Origin of the sequence: Listeria grayi DSM 20601 (assembly GCF_000148995.1) — a bacterium.
Taxonomy (GTDB): domain Bacteria; phylum Bacillota; class Bacilli; order Lactobacillales; family Listeriaceae; genus Listeria; species Listeria grayi.
The window spans coordinates 833935-852135 of record NZ_GL538353.1; the positions used below are offsets into that span (position 1 = coordinate 833935).

Below are 18201 nucleotides of genomic sequence, written 5' to 3' on the forward strand. Positions count from 1 at the left end.
TGAAAATCTTTGGCATCTTTAATCGATATCAAACAACGAATCAGTTCCACGAAAAAAACCAGCCAAATCACAAAAGCTATGCAGATGGTCTCTGCTTCTAAACTAGGCCGTGCGGAAGCGAATGCTCGCGCCTATCAGCCTTATGTGTCTAAAATCAAAGAAGTAGTGACCCACGTAGCAGCTACGGGAAATGGCAATGACCATCCGATGATGGTAAAACGTCCGGTAAAACGGATCGGTCATATCGTCATCACTTCGGATACGGGACTAGCAGGTTCGTATAATAGTAATGTAATCAAATCCGTATTCCAAGAAATCGACAGCAATCATCATTCAGATGATGAATATGGTATTATCGCGATTGGTAGAAATGCCCGTGACTTTTTCAAAGCGAGAGGAATGAATATCGTCCTTGAAGTACAAGGGATATCCGATCATCCAGGCTTTGCCGAAATCAAAGAAATCGCGAAAAACACGGTTCAAATGTTTGAAGACGGTCTATTTGATGAAGTGTATATCCATTACATCCATCACATCAACTCCATTTCAAACGAACTTCGTAAGGAAAAACTTTTACCACTTACAGAGTTCCACGAGGCGGGGGAAGAAGAAGTAGATCTTACCACATATGAATTTGAGCCTTCTGAGGAAGAAATCCTAGAAGTCTTGTTACCACAATATGTAGAGAGTTTGATTTTTGGCTCCCTACTTGATGCCAAAGCGGCGGAACATGCTGCTCGTATGACAGCTATGAAGAGCGCAACTGATAATGCATCGGATGTTATCGATGATTTATCATTACAATATAATCGCGCACGTCAAGCTGCGATTACACAAGAAATCACTGAGATCGTCGGAGGAGCAGCTGCACTCGAGTAGCCTGTTCCAGCGATTTTCGGTTAAGTAAGTGAGGAGGAAAAACGGCATGGCAAAAGGACAAGTAATCCAAGTTATGGGCCCAGTTGTAGACGTTAAATTTGAAGGCGGAAATCTGCCTGAAATCTATAATGCCCTAATTGTGGAAGGTTCAGCGAAGTCCGAAAATGAAAAAGACATCAGTCTAACACTCGAAGTTGCGATCCAACTTGGTGATGACGTGGTTCGTACAATTGCAATGGAATCTACAGATGGTATTCAAAGAGGAATGGCTGTACGTGATACAGAAAGTCCAATCACTGTTCCAGTAGGAAATATTACTCTAGGACGTGTATTCAACGTATTAGGAGAAACTATCGACTTAGACGAACCAATTGCAGCGGATATACAGCGTAATAAAATTCACCGTCCGGCACCAACTTTTGATGAACTAGCAACGAAAACGGAGATCCTGGAAACAGGTATCAAAGTAGTAGACTTGCTAGCGCCATATGTTAAAGGTGGTAAAATCGGACTTTTCGGTGGTGCCGGTGTAGGTAAAACGGTACTTATTCAAGAATTGATCAATAACATCGCTCAAGAACACGGTGGTATTTCCGTATTCGCCGGCGTTGGAGAACGTACTCGTGAAGGGAACGACCTTTACTTTGAAATGAAAGATTCTGGCGTTATTGAAAAAACAGCCATGGTATTTGGACAAATGAACGAGCCACCAGGTGCTCGTATGCGTGTTGCCCTAACTGGTCTTACAATTGCGGAATACTTCCGTGATGTAGAACACCAAGATGTATTGCTGTTTATTGATAACATCTTCCGCTTTACTCAAGCCGGATCAGAAGTATCAGCGCTATTAGGCCGTATGCCATCAGCCGTTGGTTACCAACCAACACTGGCAACGGAAATGGGACAATTACAAGAACGGATCACTTCTACAAATGTAGGTTCTGTAACTTCTATCCAAGCGATCTATGTACCAGCCGATGACTATACTGACCCAGCGCCAGCAACAACATTCGCTCACTTAGATGCAACAACAAACTTGGAACGTAAATTAACAGAACAAGGTATTTACCCAGCTGTTGACCCACTTGCTTCTACTTCCCGTGCGCTTTCTCCAGAGATCGTAGGAGAAGAACATTACAATATCGCAACTGGCGTACAACGTTTATTGCAACGTTATCGTGAACTGCAAGATATCATTGCTATTCTAGGTATGGATGAATTATCTGATGAAGATAAGCTAGCTGTTTCACGTGCACGTCGCGTGCAGTTCTTCCTATCTCAAAACTTCCACGTAGCAGAACAATTTACTGGTCAAGCAGGTTCGTATGTACCAGTAAAAGAAACTGTTAAAGGATTTAAGGATATTCTAGCTGGTAAATATGACCACATTCCTGAAGATGCTTTCCGTTTAGTTGGACGCATTGAAGAAGTGCTGGAAAAAGCGAAAGACATGGGCGTTGAAGTCTGATAATCCAGGAGGGGATACAAAATGAGCTCATTAAACGTAAGTATTGTTACTCCCGATGGTCCTGTCTACGAAGGTAACGCTAATATGGTGATTGCTCGGACAAAAGCCGGTGAACTTGGTATTTTGCACGGACATGTCCCGCTTGTCGCACCACTCAACATTGATATCGTCCGCATAAAGTTGGAGGATTCAGAAGAATGGGTGGCTGTTAACGGCGGCTTTATGGAAGTTAATGGGGAAGAAGTTAATATCCTAGCAGATACGGCAGAACGTGAACAAGATATTGATATCAACCGCGCTGAGAAGGCAAAAGAACGTGCTGAACAAGAACTTCAACTCGCAAAAGATCAAAAAGTAGACGAGTTGATGGCTGAATTGGCGCTTCGACGAGCAATAAACCGCATTCAAGCAAAAAATCATCGTTAAAAACCAAACTCTCTGTCGTAAAGATGGAGAGTTTTTTCTTCATTAAAAGGAAGGAGACTAAAATGTATAATATTATTATGGAGCAACCCATCACGATCATCATCTCGCATCTACTTTTCACCGTGATTGCTTTTTGGGCATTACAAGCGATCCAATACGAAAAATGGCTGAAAAAAAATCATGTCATGCAAGCAAGATTGCTTTTCGTACTGCTTTCCGTGGCGATCGGTTATACAGTCAGCAAGTTTTTTCTCGAATATCTTGCCGCTTCGAAACAGCTCGTGAATTTATTTTCTTAACAAAATATGTCGAAAAGATGTTAAATGTTACAATTGTTACTAAAGGCCTAATTTTCTACTGTGGCCAATAATATTTGCCAAAATCTTCAAGGTAATTAACTTTTTCCTAGGTAATTTAGCATGATTTTCATGGAAAACAGTTTAATTTCTTACATTCTGTGTATACTTATAGAAGTAATTCTAGTAGTCTTTTTTCGGTTGAAATGTTATAGTAAAAAATGGTAGAATGATTTGGATATTATTAATTATATGAACTAAATAAAGTAAATGAGAATAAATAATAATTGATTGATGTTATCAGTAACACGGAGGGGTTAGTTTTGGAAAAAATTATTGTTCGCGGAGGAAAACAATTAAACGGTACCGTTAAGGTCGAAGGTGCAAAAAATGCTGTTCTTCCAATTATTGCTGCAACTTTACTGGCGAGCAAAGGCAAAAGCAAATTAGATAATGTACCTAGTTTATCAGATGTCTATACGATTAATGAAGTATTGAAGTATTTAAACGCAGATGTGCAATTTGAAGATGGACAAGTTACTGTAGATGCAAGCGGGGCGATCACTTCTGATGCACCGTTTGAGTATGTGCGTAAAATGCGGGCGTCTGTTGTTGTAATGGGGCCTTTGTTGGCTCGAACTGGTTCTGCTAAAGTGGCATTGCCAGGCGGATGTGCGATTGGTTCGCGCCCGGTAGATCTTCATTTGAAGGGCTTTGAAGCAATGGGAGCTGTCGTGAACATTGAAAATGGCTATATTGAAGCAACTGCTGAAAAATTGACAGGTGCAAAAATTTACTTAGATTTTCCTAGTGTAGGAGCAACTCAAAATATCATGATGGCAGCGACACTTGCAGAAGGTACAACTGTTATCGAAAACGTAGCACGTGAACCAGAGATTGTTGACTTGGCTAACTTCTTGAATCAAATGGGTGCACGCGTTATTGGTGCTGGTACGGAAGTTATCCGTATTGAGGGCGTGAAAGAACTAGTAGCAACTGAACATAATATTATTCCTGACCGTATTGAAGTAGGAACATTCATGATCGCTGCTGCAATCGCTGGCGGTAATGTTCTGATTGAAGATGCAGTGCCAGAACATATTAGTTCCGTTATTGCAAAGCTTGAAGAAATGGGCGTTCAAATCATCGAGGAAGATAAAGGGATCCGTGTTATAGCTCCAGAAAAACTAAAAGCTGTTGACGTGAAAACAATGCCTCACCCAGGTTTCCCTACTGATATGCAAGCACAAATGACAATTATCCAAATGCTTAGTGAAGGTACAAGCCTAATGACAGAAACGGTTTTTGAAAATCGCTTTATGCATGTGGAAGAAATGCGCCGCATGAATGCTGACATGAAAATCGAAGGCCATTCGGTTATTATTTCTGGACCTGCAAAACTTCAAGGAGCTGAAGTTGCTGCAACAGATTTACGTGCAGCGGCTGCACTTATCCTTGCAGGACTTGTAGCTGAAGGATATACACAAGTGACAGAATTGAAATACTTAGATCGTGGTTACTTCAATTTCCACAAAAAACTTCAAGCGCTTGGTGCTGACATCGAACGTGTAGATGATGAAGTTTTAAAAACTCAACCAATTGCCTCTCTATTTGAATAATTAATATCCGACACCTCGTCAAATAATTTTGACGGGGTGTTTTTTTATGAAAAAGCTTTCCTAACGTTGTTTGATTTGTGCTATAATTCAAAAGAAGCGTGTAAATAAAAAGATAAATACATATTAAGAGAGGAGTTAATGGATAGATGGCAAAAGATGTCGGCATAGATTTAGGAACAGCAAACGTATTGATCCATGTTAAGGGAAAAGGTATTGTGATTAATGAACCATCTGTAGTAGCAGTAAACAATAAAACGGGTGCAGTTTTAGCCGTTGGTACTGAAGCAAGAAATATGGTAGGGAGAACACCTGGAGATATTACTGCGATTCGACCAATGAAAGACGGTGTGATTGCAGATTTTGATATTGTACAAGAGATGCTGCGTTTCTTCATTACAAAGCTTAACTTGCGTACCTTTTTTTCAAAACCGAGAATTTTGATCTGCTGCCCTACGAATATCACGACGGTAGAGCAAAATGCGATTAGAGAAGTAGCAATGAAAAGCGGTGGGAAGCAAATTTTCCTTGAAGAAGAACCAAAAGTCGCAGCGATCGGTGCAGGCATGGATATTTATGAACCAAGCGGCAACATGGTCATCGATATTGGCGGTGGGACGGCGGATATTGCGGTCCTTTCTATGGGAGACATCGTAACAAGTCAATCCGTAAAAGTAGCCGGTAACGTATGGGACAACGATATTCTTCAGTACGTGAAGCGTAAATACAATTTATTGATTGGTGAAAGAACTTCTGAAAACATTAAAATTCAAATTGGGACAGCTTTTAAAGGGAACAAGCAGGAACAATTAGAGATTCGCGGTAGAGATCTATTAAGCGGTTTGCCAAAAACGATCACTATCCAAAGTGAAGAAGTGGAAGAAGCGATCCATGATTCCTTACAGATCATTGTTCAAGCGGCGAAACAAGTGCTCGAACAAACACCACCAGAATTATCTGCGGATATTATTGACCGCGGTATCATCATGACAGGTGGAGGCTCATTGCTGGACGGTTTAGACTTATTGCTGGCAGAACAATTGAAGGTTCCTGTTTTAGTAACAGAAAGTCCTTTAGATGTTGTGGCGCTTGGAACAGGTATTTTACTAGATGCTCTTTCTAAAAAGAAAGGGACAAGTAAATTCTAAGTAATAAGGAGGAAATCGTTCATGCTTGATATTAAAGAAATCAAAAAAATATTGCCTCACCGCTATCCTTTTTTATTGATCGATAGAGTAATTGAAGTAGAGGCTGGTAAAAAAGTCAAAGCAATCAAAAATGTCACCGCGAACGAAGAGTTCTTCAATGGACATTTCCCGGATTATCCGGTTATGCCTGGTGTTTTGATCGTAGAAGCATTAGCACAAGCTAGTGGGATCGCGATGCTAGGAGCTGATGGCAATGAAAATAAAATCGGTTTATTTGCCGGCATTGATGGTTGCCGTTTTAAACGCCAAGTTATTCCAGGAGATCAGCTGGTTTTAGAATCAGAAATCACTAGAATGCGCGGTGCTATTGCAAAAGCAAAAGTGAAAGCAACGGTGGAAGATGAGATCGTCTGTGAAGCAGAAATTATGTTTGCTTTATCGGATGTACCTGAATAAATGAGAAAAAAAGAGCTTGCTTGTGAAAATGAGTAGGTTCTTTTTTTTAGTATTATGCAGGAATATTTGGCTTTCGGCAACCTGTTAAAAAGTGATTATGTAGCGCTATTATCGGGATAAAACGATATTTTCTCTTTAGAATAAATGTCGATTTTGAAAAGAAAAAGCTCCCTCAAAAATAGATTTTTGATTAGTAAAGCGCACAAATTCGCCTTTTTTCGTAACATTTTGTTATAAAACTCCTTCAATTTCCCGAAAAAGAACTAGAAAACAACAAAACAAGCCACAAAATCACTAAAAACAGTTCAATATTGTAATGGAAAATTTTTCCAATTATTGTCTGTTTTACTATCAATAGTTCATTTAATGAACTAAGAACTTTTTTTGACGATAAATCGTTATTTGCTTGCAGCACAAGGGATTTGTCGGTTTTTAAGACAGAAATCACTAAAAACTAAAGTTGTCTGAAAAATTCCGCAATCGTGCTTTTTTACAAATATTTCAATGAAAGCGCAAAATATGGCTCGTCTGTCAAACAGGTTTAACTTTCTGGTAACCAAGTCTGTTTTTTCATGTGGTACGATAAGTCTCGTAATTAACAAGGAGGTTTTTATTACATGAAAAAAGCATTCGTAGCGGTAGTTGCAGGATTGATTATCGCAGGAGCAAGCTCCACCCCAACTTTTGCCGCAGAGGTTAAAGTACAAAAAGGGGATTCATTATGGAAAGTATCGAAAACTCACAATGTGTCTATAAATGACTTGAAGAAGGAAAACAATCTAAAATCCAACATCGTTTTCCCTGGACAAGTTCTTAAAATTAACGAAGGATCTTCTAACGTATCCAAATATAAAGTAGTACAAGGAGATACACTTAGTCACATTGCTAAGAAGAAGAACGTTTCTGTTGCTAACTTGAAATCTTGGAATAAACTTTCTTCCGATTTGATCGTAACAGGACAAGTATTAACTATTGGTGGCACTAATAATGAGGCTCCAACTGTAGCGGCAACACCAGCTCCAGCACCAAAACAACAAGTACCTGCACAACCAGCGCCAAAACAAGCGCAACCAGCTGAAAACAAACAACAAGCAAGCACTGCATCTGAAGCTAAACCAGCTGCTTCAAGCAATAACTCTTCTGCAAAAGCATGGATCGCACAACGCGAATCCGGCGGTTCTTACTCAGCTAGAAATGGTCGTTATGTTGGGAAGTATCAATTAGACGCTTCTTATCTTAATGGGGATCATTCTGCTGCTAACCAAGAACGTGTAGCAGACAAATATGTTTCTGAAAGATACGGTTCTTGGGACAATGCAAAAGCACACTGGGAATCTAAAGGTTGGTACTAAGAATTAAATGAAATGATCAAATAGGAAGCCGGCTAAGGCTTCCTATTTTTTTGTGGAAAGCCGCGGATAGGGTTAGGAACTCGTATTGATTTATGATAAACTAAAAGATATCATCGTCTATACGAGGAGTAATTGATTATATGGAACGAAAACAAGTAGATATATTAGGAATCCCTTTTTTGGCTGTCACGCAATCGGAATTTGTGCAGCTGCTTATCCAAGACGCACTGGAAGGGAAAAAACGGTTTGTTGTGACCGCGAATCCAGAGATCGTCATGCAGACTAGGCAAGACAACACCTTTAAACAAGTTGTTTTGCAAGCTGACTATATCGTTGCAGATGGCGTCGGGATTTTAATGGCGGCTGAACAATTCGGTGATCCGCTTCCCGAACGTGTAACTGGGTTTGATACATTGACGGGCGTATTAGAGGCGGCAAGCGCGCAAAGATTACGGGTCTATTTTTTAGGCGCAAAGCCGGAAATAAGCGAATTAATGAAAAATACATTAGCCGATGCTTATCCTGCGTTAGAAATCGTGGGGATCAGGCATGGCTACTTTGATGTGAATGAGAGCATGGCGATTGCGGAAGAGATCCGTGGTAGCGGAGCAGACTTTGTCTTTGTGGCTTTAGGAGCTCCGGCGCAGGAAAAGTGGATCTTATCGCAGTTGCCTACATTTGATAAAGGGATCTTCATGGGAGTCGGTGGTAGCTTTGACGTGCTTTCTGGAAGCGTCAAACGTGCGCCGAAGCTTTGGATCGTCTTGCGGTTGGAATGGTTTTATCGCTTGATGACGAATCCTTCCAGATGGCGTCGCTACTTTGCGATTCCGCAGTTTATGATGGCGGTCAGACGTGAGAAAAAAAGAAGAAACAGGTGAGGAACATGCAGATCCGAAAAGTAGAATGGAAAGAATTGTCCTTGCCATTTCGTGCAAATATCCAGACTAGCTATGGTGTCCAGACTGCCAAGCACTTCTTTTTACTGGCTTTAGAAGATGAGCAGGGCTTTACTGGTTATGGAGAATTAGAAGCTTTTGAGTTGCCTGATTATACCGAAGAAACCTTAGAAGGTGCATTTGGGCTTATTAGAAGGCTGTTGCTGCCACTTTTAATGAAGCAGGAGATTAGTCATCCGCGAGAGGTAAGAGCGCTGTTTGGCTGGATCAGAGGGAATGAAATGGCCAAAGCTGCTGTCGAAACGGCGGTGTGGGACTTACATGCGAAACGAAAAGGAATTTCCTTGGCCGAATTGCTGGGAACGCAAAGAAGCACTGTTCCTGTAGGTGTGAGCATTGGGATCCAACCGACGCCGGAAGCATTGGTGAAAACAGTTGGAGCATACTTGAAAGAAGGCTATCAGCGTATCAAGATCAAAATCAAACCAGGCTCAGACTATGAACATCTAAAAGCAGTTCGCGAAGCATATCCGTCTATTTCTATGATGGCAGATGCAAATTCTGCCTATGACTGGCAGGATATAGAACTCTTGAAAAAAATAGACACACTTGACTTGGAAATGATCGAACAGCCTTTTGGTGTAAACGATCTGTTTTATCATGCAGAACTCCAAAAACAGTTGCAGACAAAAATCTGTTTAGATGAAAATATCCGTTCGCTTGCTGATTTGGAGCAAGCTTATCGTTTGGGAAGCTGTCAGGCAGTTAATTTGAAAATCGCTAGAGTTGGCGGGATCGCAGAAGCGTTAGATATTATTTCATTTTGTGTGGAAAACAAACTGCTCGTTTGGTGTGGTGGTATGTATGAAGCGGGGATTGGGAGAGCTTTTAATTTGGCTTTGGCTGGGAATGAAGTATTTACGTTCCCTGGGGATATCTCAGCGACAGACCGTTATTTCGAAAAAGATATTTTGACAGAAGATTTTGTGTTGGAAAACGGCTCGCTACGTATTCCTTCTGGTATTGGGATCGGTGTTGAACTGCGAGAAGATCTGAGCACGTTTACAAAAAGTGAAGGTACATATTATTTCGATAAGAAAGAAGGTGAGTGATAGGTGATTTGGTGGAGTATTTTAGTTGGCTTTTTGGTGGCGCTTATCTTAGTGCCTGTCGTCAGGAAACTCGCTTTTATGATTGGCGCGGTAGATGTGCCAAGACAGAGGCATATGCACAAGAAAACCACCGCTACATTAGGCGGCGTGGCTTTTTTTCTTGGCTTTACAGCTGGCGTCATTTTCTTGCCGATTGATTGGATGGAATTTTTGCCGGTCTATGTCGGTGGCTTGATTATTGTGATTTTAGGAATTATAGATGATATTATTGAACTCGCGCCGCGTTATAAATTGCTTGGCCAGATTGCTGCTGCATTATGTGTCACGGTTTGGGGGCATATTTCGATTGGCTTTATTAATATCCCTTTTTATGGACAGCTGGAATTCGGTGTGTTTGGGATCCCGATCTCTATTTTGTGGATTGTGGCAATCATTAATGCGCTCAACTTGATCGATGGTTTAGATGGCTTGGCAGGAGGAGTTTCCTTTATTGCGTTGATGACGATTGCGGGCATGGCGATCTTGCTGAAGGATACCTTTGTTGCGCCGATCGCATTTGTGCTAGCTGCTGCAGTATTAGGATTCTTGATTTTTAACTTTCCACCGGCAAGCATTTTTATGGGAGATACAGGAGCGCAATTTCTCGGCTACATGATTGCTGTTTTATCGTTGATGGGGTTCAAAAACGTTACCTTTATCTCATTATTAGTACCAATCATCATCTTGGGTGTGCCACTTTCCGATACGTTTTTTGCGATTATCCGAAGATGGAAAGCGAAAGTTCCGATTTCCATGGCAGACAGATCACATCTGCATCATCGACTGATGGCGTTAGGCTTTACACCGCGCCAAACGGTGCTGCTGATCTATGCGATGGCATTGCTGTTTTCAATGACTGGCTTCGTATTCTCGTTTTCGACTACTTGGGGCGCGGCTATCTTGTTGATCTTATTGCTTATAAGTGTAGAGGTGATCGTGGAATTTATTGGTCTGGTTGGGGAAAATTATCGGCCGATACTGCAGTTGTTGCAGAAGATCCATCGTAAACGAAGATAAAAAAGGCTTCCTTCGATTATTGAAGGAAGCCTTTTTAGTGATCACGGAGAACTTGTTCCGGATGTTGACGTTGAGGAAGAATCTTTATTTTCCTGCTTCATTGCTTCGGAATAAGTCTGTACTCCTGGGAATGGTTTGTTGATGTCTAATTCGTTAGCAAACTCATTACCGATCTGCTGAACAGAATTTTCATCTAATTTGTAATAATAAACCGTATCTGTCGGGTCGTCTCCGCCTTTAAGATCTAAAGAATCAATTTTGATATCGTGTGTCATCCCGTATTTAGCGATCGAAAGCATCTGATCAAACTTCAAGTTTGTTTTCATGCTCTTTCCAACGGTGTCGATAATGCTGGAATATTTACTGATTGAGCTAATAGAAGAAGCTTTCTTCACGATTGCTTTGATGATCATTTGCTGACGCTTGCCGCGCTCGATGTCGTTATCGATGTGACGAGTTCTAGCAAGTGCTAGAGCTTGTTCACTGTTCAAATGCTGTCTTCCTTTGTGAAGTGTGATCGCTCCTGCTTTATCGTCTGAATTTTGTTCGGTGAAAGTAACTGGAACGTCCATATCGATACCGCCGAGGGCATCAACAATAGATAAGAATGAATCGAAATTGAATCGGACATAATAATCGATCGGCACTTTGAATTGTTCCTGCACCGTCTGCATCGTCAACGCTGGGCCGCCATATGCATGAGCAGCATTTATTTTCGTATACGTATCAATATCTTTCTTAGGGTAGCTGATGTGTACATAAGAGTCACGAGGGATACTCGTCATTTTTACACGGTTTTCTTTCACATTGAATGTCGCTAAGATCAGCGAGTCGCTTCGGGCTGGGCCGTCAGACGCTCGTTTCTTACCAGTATCGACACCGATCAATAGAATAGAAAAACTGTCTTTGATAGGCTCCACTTCGGAAGTACGCAGATCGGACATTTTGCCGTCCCGTACATCTTCAAAGGCATTATCAGCAGCTAGTTTCGTTTTTGCAAATAAGTAAGTACCATAGCCGACTCCAGATAGAACAATCACCATGAGTGGAATCAAGACCCAATACAGAACTCTTCTGCGTTTTTTGTATTTTCGCAGGGCAGAGCGATCTTTCGGTTGTTTAGTCATATATCAATTCTCCTTAAATTTCGGTTTAGCAACAACAAGTTGGTTTGTAATGCTTTGCGCACTGATAACATTTTATCATGCGTTTCCTACAAGAAGATTACACAAAACTAAAGAATTCTTAAAAAGATTAAAGCGATTTTGTGTGTACTCGCTTTATTATACCTAATGAAATGCGAAATATATATACAAAGAAGAAAATTTAAATATTTCTTAAGTATCTTTTAGAGACTGAAACTGGCGAAAAAAATTCAGAACCGTACAAACGTCTTGTGTATATAGCTCGAATTCCTTCGTAGTGGACTGATAATCGAAGTGCAGATTTTCTAGTAAGCGGATCGAAGCGGTATTATCGGGCAGTACCTTGGCTGTGACTCCGCGAAGATATGTCTGTTTTTCAAGTAATTCGATAAAAGTAGTGAGCGCTTCAGTCATAATGCCTCTGCGCCAAAATTGCTGGGCAAGTTCGTATCCGATCTCTGCTGTCTTATCAGCAGACAGGATATCATTGATGCCGAGCGAACCTATGATCTGATCTTCAATGAATAATGTATAACGGCAGGCTGCAGGCTCTTCTTCGATCAATCGAATCATTTCTTGAGCTTGCGAAACGGTAGCGAATTTTTCGATATTCATGTATCTTGCTACAGCTTCATCCGACCAAATGGAAAAAAGCGCCGCCGCATGAGCGCTTTTTGTTTTCTTAAAGGTGACTCGCTTGGAGATGATCTCCTCTGGGAGAGTCGTTAAAAATTCAGTGTCTGTCATTTACTAAACACTCTTTTCGCGATATTTTTGTTGTCCCCTTTTTAATACTACTTGACCATTCGTCATTTCAATCAGCCAAGCTTCAAATGTATCTAGATCATTTTGATCGACAAAAACGGTCAAGACAACATTTTCGGTGAAATTCTTTTCATAAATCTGATAATTTTCTTGCGTAAGCAGATTTTCAACTTTCCCAAGTTGGGGATATGAAATCGTACAATTTACTAAGGTAGCCAGTGTCCGTTCGACGACGCCGATCGCTTGGAGTGCTTCGCTCACAGAATTCCCATAAGCTCTAACAAGACCACCGGCTCCCAATTTGATCCCGCCGAAATAGCGAGTAACGACCACCACCGTGTTTTTTAAGCGGCGTTTTTTTAAAACCTCCAGCATTGGCACGCCAGCAGTTCCACTTGGTTCGCCATCATCGTTGGCTTTTTGATGTTGATCTCTTTCTCCGATCAAATAGGCAGAACAATTGTGCGTGGCTTGATTATGCTTTTTTTTGATCTGTGCGATAAATGATTGCGCTTCTTCCTCAGTTTCTGCACGTGAAACGGAACAGATAAAGCGAGATTTATCGATCACGATCTCATGTTCACCGGTTTGTTTGATGGTAAGGTACTGTTCCAGCATAAAATGCCTCCAATATAAGCCGCTTGCTTAAAAGCTAATCCTTTTCCGCAAGCTGTACTTAGTCTAGCGAATCTGATTTTATTTTAGCGGATAGTAGAACGCTTGTACAGTTGTTTCTGCATAAAAGGGCTATTCGAGATGATGTAGGAACAAATCCATGTTATAATATTTCTGCTATTACTTTTGACAGGTGTCGAAAAAGGGTAAATAGGTATTAAGACATTTTTGTATGGCATAGAAAGTTATTAGCTAAGGCATCAGGCCATTTCTGGCGTATGTTATGATAAATAACCAGTACTACTTAAAAAAGGGTGAAAATCATGAATAACACTATAAATTGACCAACAAGATTATTTTGCATGGTCAAAATAACTTTTATGAAGAGAGGAGTAGTCATAATGACACTCAAAATCATGATTGTAGATGATCACCAACTCTTTCGCGAGGGACTAAAACACATTCTTGAAACGGAAGATTCTTTTGAAGTGGTCTTGGAAGCAGAAGATGGCAAAAATATTGTGTCAAAAGTAAGAGAGGCGAGTCCGGATGTGATTTTGATGGATATCAACATGCCCTCTGTAAATGGTTTAGACGCCACGGAGATGCTGATTAGGCAATTTCCAAGCGCAAAAATTATTATGTTATCGATACATGATTCTGATGAATTTGTTTCATCTGCTTTGAAAACTGGCGCAGTCGGCTATCTATTAAAAGAAATGGACGCGAACGAACTGATCGAAGCAATCAAAGTAGTTTATAAAGGCGGTGCTTATATCCATCCAAAAGCCGCTATCAAATTGATTCGGGAATATCGAAATTTAGCCAGCTCCAGCTCTGCGCAGGGTAATTATGGCTACAGACAGCCGGAAGTGAACATGCCATTGCACTTGCTGACCCATCGAGAATGTGAGGTACTGCAATTGTTGACGGATGGGAAAAGTAACCGCAGTATCGGGGAAGCACTTTTTATCAGTGAAAAAACAGTTAAAAATCATGTGAGTAGTATTTTGCAGAAAATGAAAGTAAATGATCGTACGCAAGCAGTTGTGACTGCTATTAAGCATGGTTGGGTTTATATTCGTTAAAGGGGGATATTATGAAAGAAAAGATTGCGGTTGTAACGGACAGCACTGCTTATTTGCCGGCAGAAACGGTAGAAAAGTATAACATCCACGTCATCCCGTTGTCTGTTATTATTGACGGTGAAGTTTATAAAGAGGGAATTGATATTACAACAGCCGAATTTTACGAAAAAGCAAAAGCGGCAGACCAGTTCCCAACTTCTTCGCAACCTTCACCAGGGGAATTTGTCCAATTATTTGAAGAAATGAAAGAACAAGGGTATACCCATGTCTTCAGCATCCACCTTTCCAGTGGTATCAGTGGAACTTATCAAAATGCGCTGTCGTCTGGTCAAATGGTAGAAGGCATCGAAGTGATCGGCATCGATTCTGGACTTTCTTGCATGGCACAAGGTTCTCTAGCTATTAAAGCAAGTGAACTAATTGCGCAAGGCAGTGATTCGCAGGAGATCCTCGAAGCGTTGGAAAAAATGCTGACAACGATGGATGCTTATTTCCTTGTGGATGATTTAAATAACTTACAACGCGGCGGCCGCCTTTCAGGCGCGCAAGCCTTGATAGGAAGCTTATTACAGATCAAACCGATTCTTTATTTTGAAGATAAGGTCATTACACTTTTTGAAAAAGTACGAACTAAGAAAAAAGCATTGAAGCGAATTGAGGAATTACTCGGTCAAGCAGTCAAAAGAGGAGAAGCAAAGCAAGCTTATGTCATTCATGGCAATGATCCAGAGAGTGGACAAAAGTGGCTAGAGGTCTTACAAACAAACTACCCTACGGTTGAATTTCATTTGTCTTACTTCGGTCCAGTCATAGGAACGCATTTAGGCGAAGAGGCTTTGGGATTGACTTGGGCGAGCAAATAAAGGTAAAAATAGTTTTTTGTGCAGCTAACACTGTGCAAAAAACTATTTTTTTATAGAAGAATATATTATTTTTGAAATGAAGCCTAGCTAAAAATAGGAAAGTAGCTTCTGCAAAGAATGGAGAAATCGTGTATAACTATTTCAAAGGAGGTAGCAGAATGGCTGTTTTTCCTGGGAAGTTATATACGAAGGCGGAACTAGAAGCAACGGATGGCTTACAAACAATTGCAGGGATCAATGGAAACCCTCCTCGCTGTTTTCGCTGCGGAAATCGGGACGATTTTGGGAAGATGCCTTGTTTATGTGGGAAGAAGGATTGTTTGTATTGCCGTCGCTGTATTCAGATGGGTCGCGTCAATGCCTGCACGACTTTATTTTATAGAAAAAGCGAAGAAGAAGCACCATCAAGGAGAACATTTTTGGAATGGCAAGGAGACTTGTCGGAGGCGCAACAGCAAGCAAGTGAGCGTATCGTACAAGCAGTAGTAGAGAAGAAGCCACTCTTACTATGGGCGGTGGCAGGATCAGGCAAAACAGAAATGCTTTTTGCCGGAATCGATCGGGCTTTGCAGAATGGCGAACGCGTGGCGCTGGCGACACCACGGGTAGATGTATGCTTAGAATTACAACCGCGATTAGAAGCAGCATTTCCGCATGTCTCGAAATGCTGTTTATATGGCGGATCTGAAGAAAAGTACTTGGGAGAACGCTTTGTCATTGCGACGACCCATCAGCTAGTCCGATACTATCGAGCTTTTGATACGGTCTTTATAGATGAGGTCGATGCTTTTCCATATAGTCAAGATCCTCTTCTAGCTTATGCTGTTGATAAAGCTGCGAAAGAAAAGTGTACGCAAATTTATATTACTGCTACACCAACGCGTACTTGGCAACAAGAATGTGCGACTGGGCTGCGCGATCATGTCAAAATCCCGGCGCGATATCATGGCTATCCACTTCCTGTTCCAATCTCGGTTTGGATAGGCAATTGGCAAAGGAGATTAAAAAAAGGCAAACTGCCATTTCAGATCGAAACATGGCTGGATATGATTCTCTCGAAAAACAAACCGGTATTGCTCTTCTTTCCTAGCATTACTCTGATGAAGAAAAGCTATCAGCTTTTTCAAGCGGCATACAAAGATGTGGAATCTGTCTATGCAGAAGATCCGGAGCGTAAGAGCAAAGTAGAGAAACTGCGTCAAGGGAAAATACAATTGTTGCTCACCACTACGATTCTGGAAAGGGGAGTTACTTTTCCAAACGTCCAAGTCGGTGTTATCGGTGCAGAAGAAGCAGTTTTTAGCGAGTCGGCACTTGTGCAGATCGCGGGACGGGTGGGAAGAAAAACCGAATACCCGCAAGGCGAGATACGCTTTTTCCATTATGGAAAATCCCTTGCTATTTGCCGAGCGATCAGCCAAATCAATGAAATGAACCGATTAGCTAGGGAAGCGGGACTACTGCGATGAAGCGTAGGTGTCCTATTTGCGGAGCAGTTATTCTGGAAAAAATCGGCTGGACTTTTTGGGAGGTCAATGTAAACCGCTGCTGCCAAACCTGCAGGAATGCCTTTGAACCTATAGAGTCCCCTTGTTGCGAGCGGTGCAGTAAACCTGATGTCAGTGGAGTCTGTAGAGATTGTGAAAGCTGGAGAACTAGCGGCCGTGCATATCTACAAAAAAACTATTCGCTATATCACTACAATGAATTTGCAAAGGAAGTTACAACTCAATTTAAATTCCGAGGAGACTATGAGATCGCACGTGTTTTTAGCAGACCGCTCCAAAAGCAATTGGAACAGCTTTCGGTAGAAGAAATCATTGTTATTCCACTGCATGAAGACCGTCTGCAAGAGCGGGGCTTTAATCAAACAGAAGCGCTTTTGCAAGTCATCGCCCAACCGTACCAAAACTGGCTGCAACGAAAAGAGCAAGGTAAACAGTCGAAAAAAAGCCGCAAAGAACGACTTCGTATGGAACAAATCTTCTCTTTGACTGCGGATGCAACTATAGACGGCAAAACGATTTTATTGGTGGATGATGTATACACAACAGGCGCTACACTTCATTGTGCAGCAGAACTTTTGCATGAACATGGTGCAAAGCAAATTGAAGCAATTACGATTTTTCGTTAAAAAAGGTTTGCGGTCGGGTCGAATGTGGAAACTAAAGTATAAAATCATAATGGGATAAAAATAAAGAAAACCTTTACAAAAATATGGTATAAATATTTGCAAAAACAGTGTATATACCGTAGACTAAAGGTAAGAAGTTAACGCTTCTTGGTTGTGATTTTTGTTTTATCTCAAAGGAGGAATTGCTATGCTTAAGTACAACATTCGTGGTGAGAATATTGAAGTTACAGAACCGATCCGAGATTATGTGGAAAAGAAAATCGATAAATTAGAAAGATACTTCAATGAAACACCAGACGCAAACGTACACGTCAATTTGAAAGTTTATTCCGATAAGAGTGCAAAGGTCGAAGTGACAATCCCACTTCCCAATCTAGTATTACGTGCGGAAGAAACAAATGGTGACTTGTATGCAAGCGTTGACTTGATCGCAGATAAATTAGAACGGCAAATCCGGAAGCATAAAACGAAAGTTAACCGAAAATTCCGAGATAAAGGCAGCGAAAAAGACTACTTTGCATTTTCGGAGATCAATGATAGCACGCCGTCTGAAGAAACGGACAGCGATTATGATATTGAAATCGTGAGAACAAAGAGTTTTTCTCTAAAACCAATGGATAGCGAAGAAGCAGTTTTGCAAATGAATTTGTTGGGGCATAATTTCTTTGTATTCAACGATGCAGAGACAAATGGAACCAACATTGTATATAAACGCAAAGACGGGAAGTATGGTCTGATCGAAACAGAAGCAGACTGAGTGATTTTTAAAAATAATGCGACGCCTTACCTGATTGATTGGTAAGGCGTTTTTCTAGTAAGTGAATTAATCATTATGTTGTCTTTTCTGCGTGTTTAGTGATAAAATTAAGGAGCATATCGAAAA

At 41.0% G+C, this 18201-nt stretch carries 19 protein-coding genes; 16 read left to right on the top strand and 3 right to left on the bottom strand.

The genetic code is table 11. The annotated features are described in order from the left end of the window. The first annotated feature begins 9 nt into the window (after positions 1–9). From HMPREF0556_RS11590 to HMPREF0556_RS11640, 11 genes are all read left to right on the top strand, one after another. A complete protein-coding gene (locus HMPREF0556_RS11590; protein ID WP_003758817.1) occupies positions 10–879 on the top strand; it encodes a F0F1 ATP synthase subunit gamma in 870 nt (289 codons plus the stop codon). 46 nt (positions 880–925) lie between these two features. Next, entirely contained in the window at positions 926–2347 is a 1422-nt protein-coding gene (gene atpD / locus HMPREF0556_RS11595; protein ID WP_003758818.1) for a F0F1 ATP synthase subunit beta, read from the top strand. Positions 2348–2368: 21 nt separating this feature from the next. Further along, complete coding sequence (locus HMPREF0556_RS11600) at positions 2369–2773, top strand: F0F1 ATP synthase subunit epsilon (RefSeq protein ID WP_003758820.1); 405 nt, start codon at positions 2369–2371, stop codon at positions 2771–2773. Between the two features lie 62 nt (positions 2774–2835). After that, positions 2836–3072 (top strand): DUF1146 family protein, encoded by a 237-nt coding sequence (locus tag HMPREF0556_RS11605; RefSeq protein WP_040486791.1) that lies wholly within the window; start codon positions 2836–2838, stop codon positions 3070–3072. 320 nt (positions 3073–3392) lie between these two features. Then, positions 3393–4688 (top strand): UDP-N-acetylglucosamine 1-carboxyvinyltransferase, encoded by a 1296-nt coding sequence (murA, locus tag HMPREF0556_RS11610; RefSeq protein WP_036105602.1) that lies wholly within the window; start codon positions 3393–3395, stop codon positions 4686–4688. Between the two features lie 146 nt (positions 4689–4834). Beyond that, the gene (gene mreB / locus HMPREF0556_RS11615) at positions 4835–5833 is read left to right on the top strand and encodes a rod shape-determining protein MreB (RefSeq protein ID WP_003758827.1); all 999 of its coding nucleotides are present in this window, start codon (positions 4835–4837) and stop codon (positions 5831–5833) included. Between the two features lie 21 nt (positions 5834–5854). Next, complete coding sequence (gene fabZ / locus HMPREF0556_RS11620; RefSeq protein WP_003758829.1) at positions 5855–6289, top strand: 3-hydroxyacyl-ACP dehydratase FabZ; 435 nt, start codon at positions 5855–5857, stop codon at positions 6287–6289. Positions 6290–6906: 617 nt separating this feature from the next. Beyond that, a complete protein-coding gene (apf, locus tag HMPREF0556_RS13625) occupies positions 6907–7641 on the top strand; it encodes an aggregation-promoting factor (protein ID WP_003758830.1) in 735 nt (244 codons plus the stop codon). A 140-nt stretch (positions 7642–7781) separates the two neighbouring features. Further along, positions 7782–8522 carry a WecB/TagA/CpsF family glycosyltransferase gene (locus HMPREF0556_RS11630; protein WP_003758831.1) on the top strand — a complete coding sequence of 247 codons (741 nt, stop codon included), beginning with the start codon at positions 7782–7784 and terminating at the stop codon, positions 8520–8522. Between the two features lie 5 nt (positions 8523–8527). After that, complete coding sequence (gene menC / locus HMPREF0556_RS11635; protein ID WP_003758833.1) at positions 8528–9652, top strand: o-succinylbenzoate synthase; 1125 nt, start codon at positions 8528–8530, stop codon at positions 9650–9652. 3 nt (positions 9653–9655) lie between these two features. Then, entirely contained in the window at positions 9656–10708 is a 1053-nt protein-coding gene (locus HMPREF0556_RS11640; protein WP_003758837.1) for a glycosyltransferase family 4 protein, read from the top strand. 41 nt (positions 10709–10749) lie between these two features. On the opposite strand, the gene HMPREF0556_RS11645 is transcribed toward HMPREF0556_RS11640, so the two are convergent. From HMPREF0556_RS11645 to HMPREF0556_RS11655, 3 genes are all read right to left on the bottom strand, one after another. Next, a complete protein-coding gene (locus HMPREF0556_RS11645; RefSeq protein WP_003758839.1) occupies positions 10750–11835 on the bottom strand; it encodes an LCP family protein in 1086 nt (361 codons plus the stop codon). 210 nt (positions 11836–12045) lie between these two features. Beyond that, the gene (locus HMPREF0556_RS11650) at positions 12046–12600 is read right to left on the bottom strand and encodes a GNAT family N-acetyltransferase (RefSeq protein WP_003758840.1); all 555 of its coding nucleotides are present in this window, start codon (positions 12598–12600) and stop codon (positions 12046–12048) included. A gap of 3 nt (positions 12601–12603) precedes the next feature. Further along, positions 12604–13236: a YigZ family protein gene (locus HMPREF0556_RS11655; RefSeq protein ID WP_003758842.1), complete on the bottom strand. Its 633-nt coding sequence runs from the start codon at positions 13234–13236 to the stop codon at positions 12604–12606. A 398-nt stretch (positions 13237–13634) separates the two neighbouring features. Here HMPREF0556_RS11655 and HMPREF0556_RS11660 point away from each other — a divergent pair, with 398 nt between their 5' ends. The 5 genes from HMPREF0556_RS11660 (at position 13635) to hpf (ending at position 18075) form a co-directional block, all read left to right on the top strand. Then, the gene (locus tag HMPREF0556_RS11660; RefSeq protein WP_040486792.1) at positions 13635–14321 is read left to right on the top strand and encodes a response regulator transcription factor; all 687 of its coding nucleotides are present in this window, start codon (positions 13635–13637) and stop codon (positions 14319–14321) included. A gap of 11 nt (positions 14322–14332) precedes the next feature. Further along, positions 14333–15184, top strand: a complete 852-nt coding sequence (locus HMPREF0556_RS11665) for a DegV family protein (protein WP_003758846.1) — start codon at positions 14333–14335, stop codon at positions 15182–15184. 158 nt (positions 15185–15342) lie between these two features. Next, positions 15343–16653 (top strand): ATP-dependent helicase ComFA, encoded by a 1311-nt coding sequence (locus tag HMPREF0556_RS11670; protein ID WP_003758848.1) that lies wholly within the window; start codon positions 15343–15345, stop codon positions 16651–16653. Then, positions 16650–17318, top strand: a complete 669-nt coding sequence (locus HMPREF0556_RS13230) for a ComF family protein (RefSeq protein ID WP_003758850.1) — start codon at positions 16650–16652, stop codon at positions 17316–17318. Before HMPREF0556_RS11670 ends, HMPREF0556_RS13230 begins: the two co-directional genes overlap by 4 nt. Positions 17319–17505: 187 nt before the next feature. Continuing rightward, complete coding sequence (gene hpf / locus HMPREF0556_RS11680; RefSeq protein ID WP_003758852.1) at positions 17506–18075, top strand: ribosome hibernation-promoting factor, HPF/YfiA family; 570 nt, start codon at positions 17506–17508, stop codon at positions 18073–18075. Positions 18076–18201 lie beyond the last annotated feature (126 nt).

Excerpts from the sequence above, each read along its gene's own strand:
- atpD (WP_003758818.1), top strand. The coding sequence starts at position 926 with ATGGCAAAAGGACAAGTAATCCAAGTTATGGGCCCAGTTGTAGACGTT.
- HMPREF0556_RS11600 (WP_003758820.1), top strand. The coding sequence starts at position 2,369 with ATGAGCTCATTAAACGTAAGTATTGTTACTCCCGATGGTCCTGTCTAC.
- HMPREF0556_RS11605 (WP_040486791.1), top strand. The coding sequence starts at position 2,836 with ATGTATAATATTATTATGGAGCAACCCATCACGATCATCATCTCGCAT.
- mreB (WP_003758827.1), top strand. The coding sequence starts at position 4,835 with ATGGCAAAAGATGTCGGCATAGATTTAGGAACAGCAAACGTATTGATC.
- fabZ (WP_003758829.1), top strand. The coding sequence starts at position 5,855 with ATGCTTGATATTAAAGAAATCAAAAAAATATTGCCTCACCGCTATCCT.
- apf (WP_003758830.1), top strand. The coding sequence starts at position 6,907 with ATGAAAAAAGCATTCGTAGCGGTAGTTGCAGGATTGATTATCGCAGGA.
- HMPREF0556_RS11630 (WP_003758831.1), top strand. The coding sequence starts at position 7,782 with ATGGAACGAAAACAAGTAGATATATTAGGAATCCCTTTTTTGGCTGTC.
- menC (WP_003758833.1), top strand. The coding sequence starts at position 8,528 with ATGCAGATCCGAAAAGTAGAATGGAAAGAATTGTCCTTGCCATTTCGT.
- HMPREF0556_RS11645 (WP_003758839.1), bottom strand. The coding sequence starts at position 11,835 with ATGACTAAACAACCGAAAGATCGCTCTGCCCTGCGAAAATACAAAAAA.
- HMPREF0556_RS11650 (WP_003758840.1), bottom strand. The coding sequence starts at position 12,600 with ATGACAGACACTGAATTTTTAACGACTCTCCCAGAGGAGATCATCTCC.
- HMPREF0556_RS11655 (WP_003758842.1), bottom strand. The coding sequence starts at position 13,236 with ATGCTGGAACAGTACCTTACCATCAAACAAACCGGTGAACATGAGATC.
- HMPREF0556_RS11660 (WP_040486792.1), top strand. The coding sequence starts at position 13,635 with ATGACACTCAAAATCATGATTGTAGATGATCACCAACTCTTTCGCGAG.
- HMPREF0556_RS11665 (WP_003758846.1), top strand. The coding sequence starts at position 14,333 with ATGAAAGAAAAGATTGCGGTTGTAACGGACAGCACTGCTTATTTGCCG.
- HMPREF0556_RS11670 (WP_003758848.1), top strand. The coding sequence starts at position 15,343 with ATGGCTGTTTTTCCTGGGAAGTTATATACGAAGGCGGAACTAGAAGCA.
- HMPREF0556_RS13230 (WP_003758850.1), top strand. The coding sequence starts at position 16,650 with ATGAAGCGTAGGTGTCCTATTTGCGGAGCAGTTATTCTGGAAAAAATC.
- hpf (WP_003758852.1), top strand. The coding sequence starts at position 17,506 with ATGCTTAAGTACAACATTCGTGGTGAGAATATTGAAGTTACAGAACCG.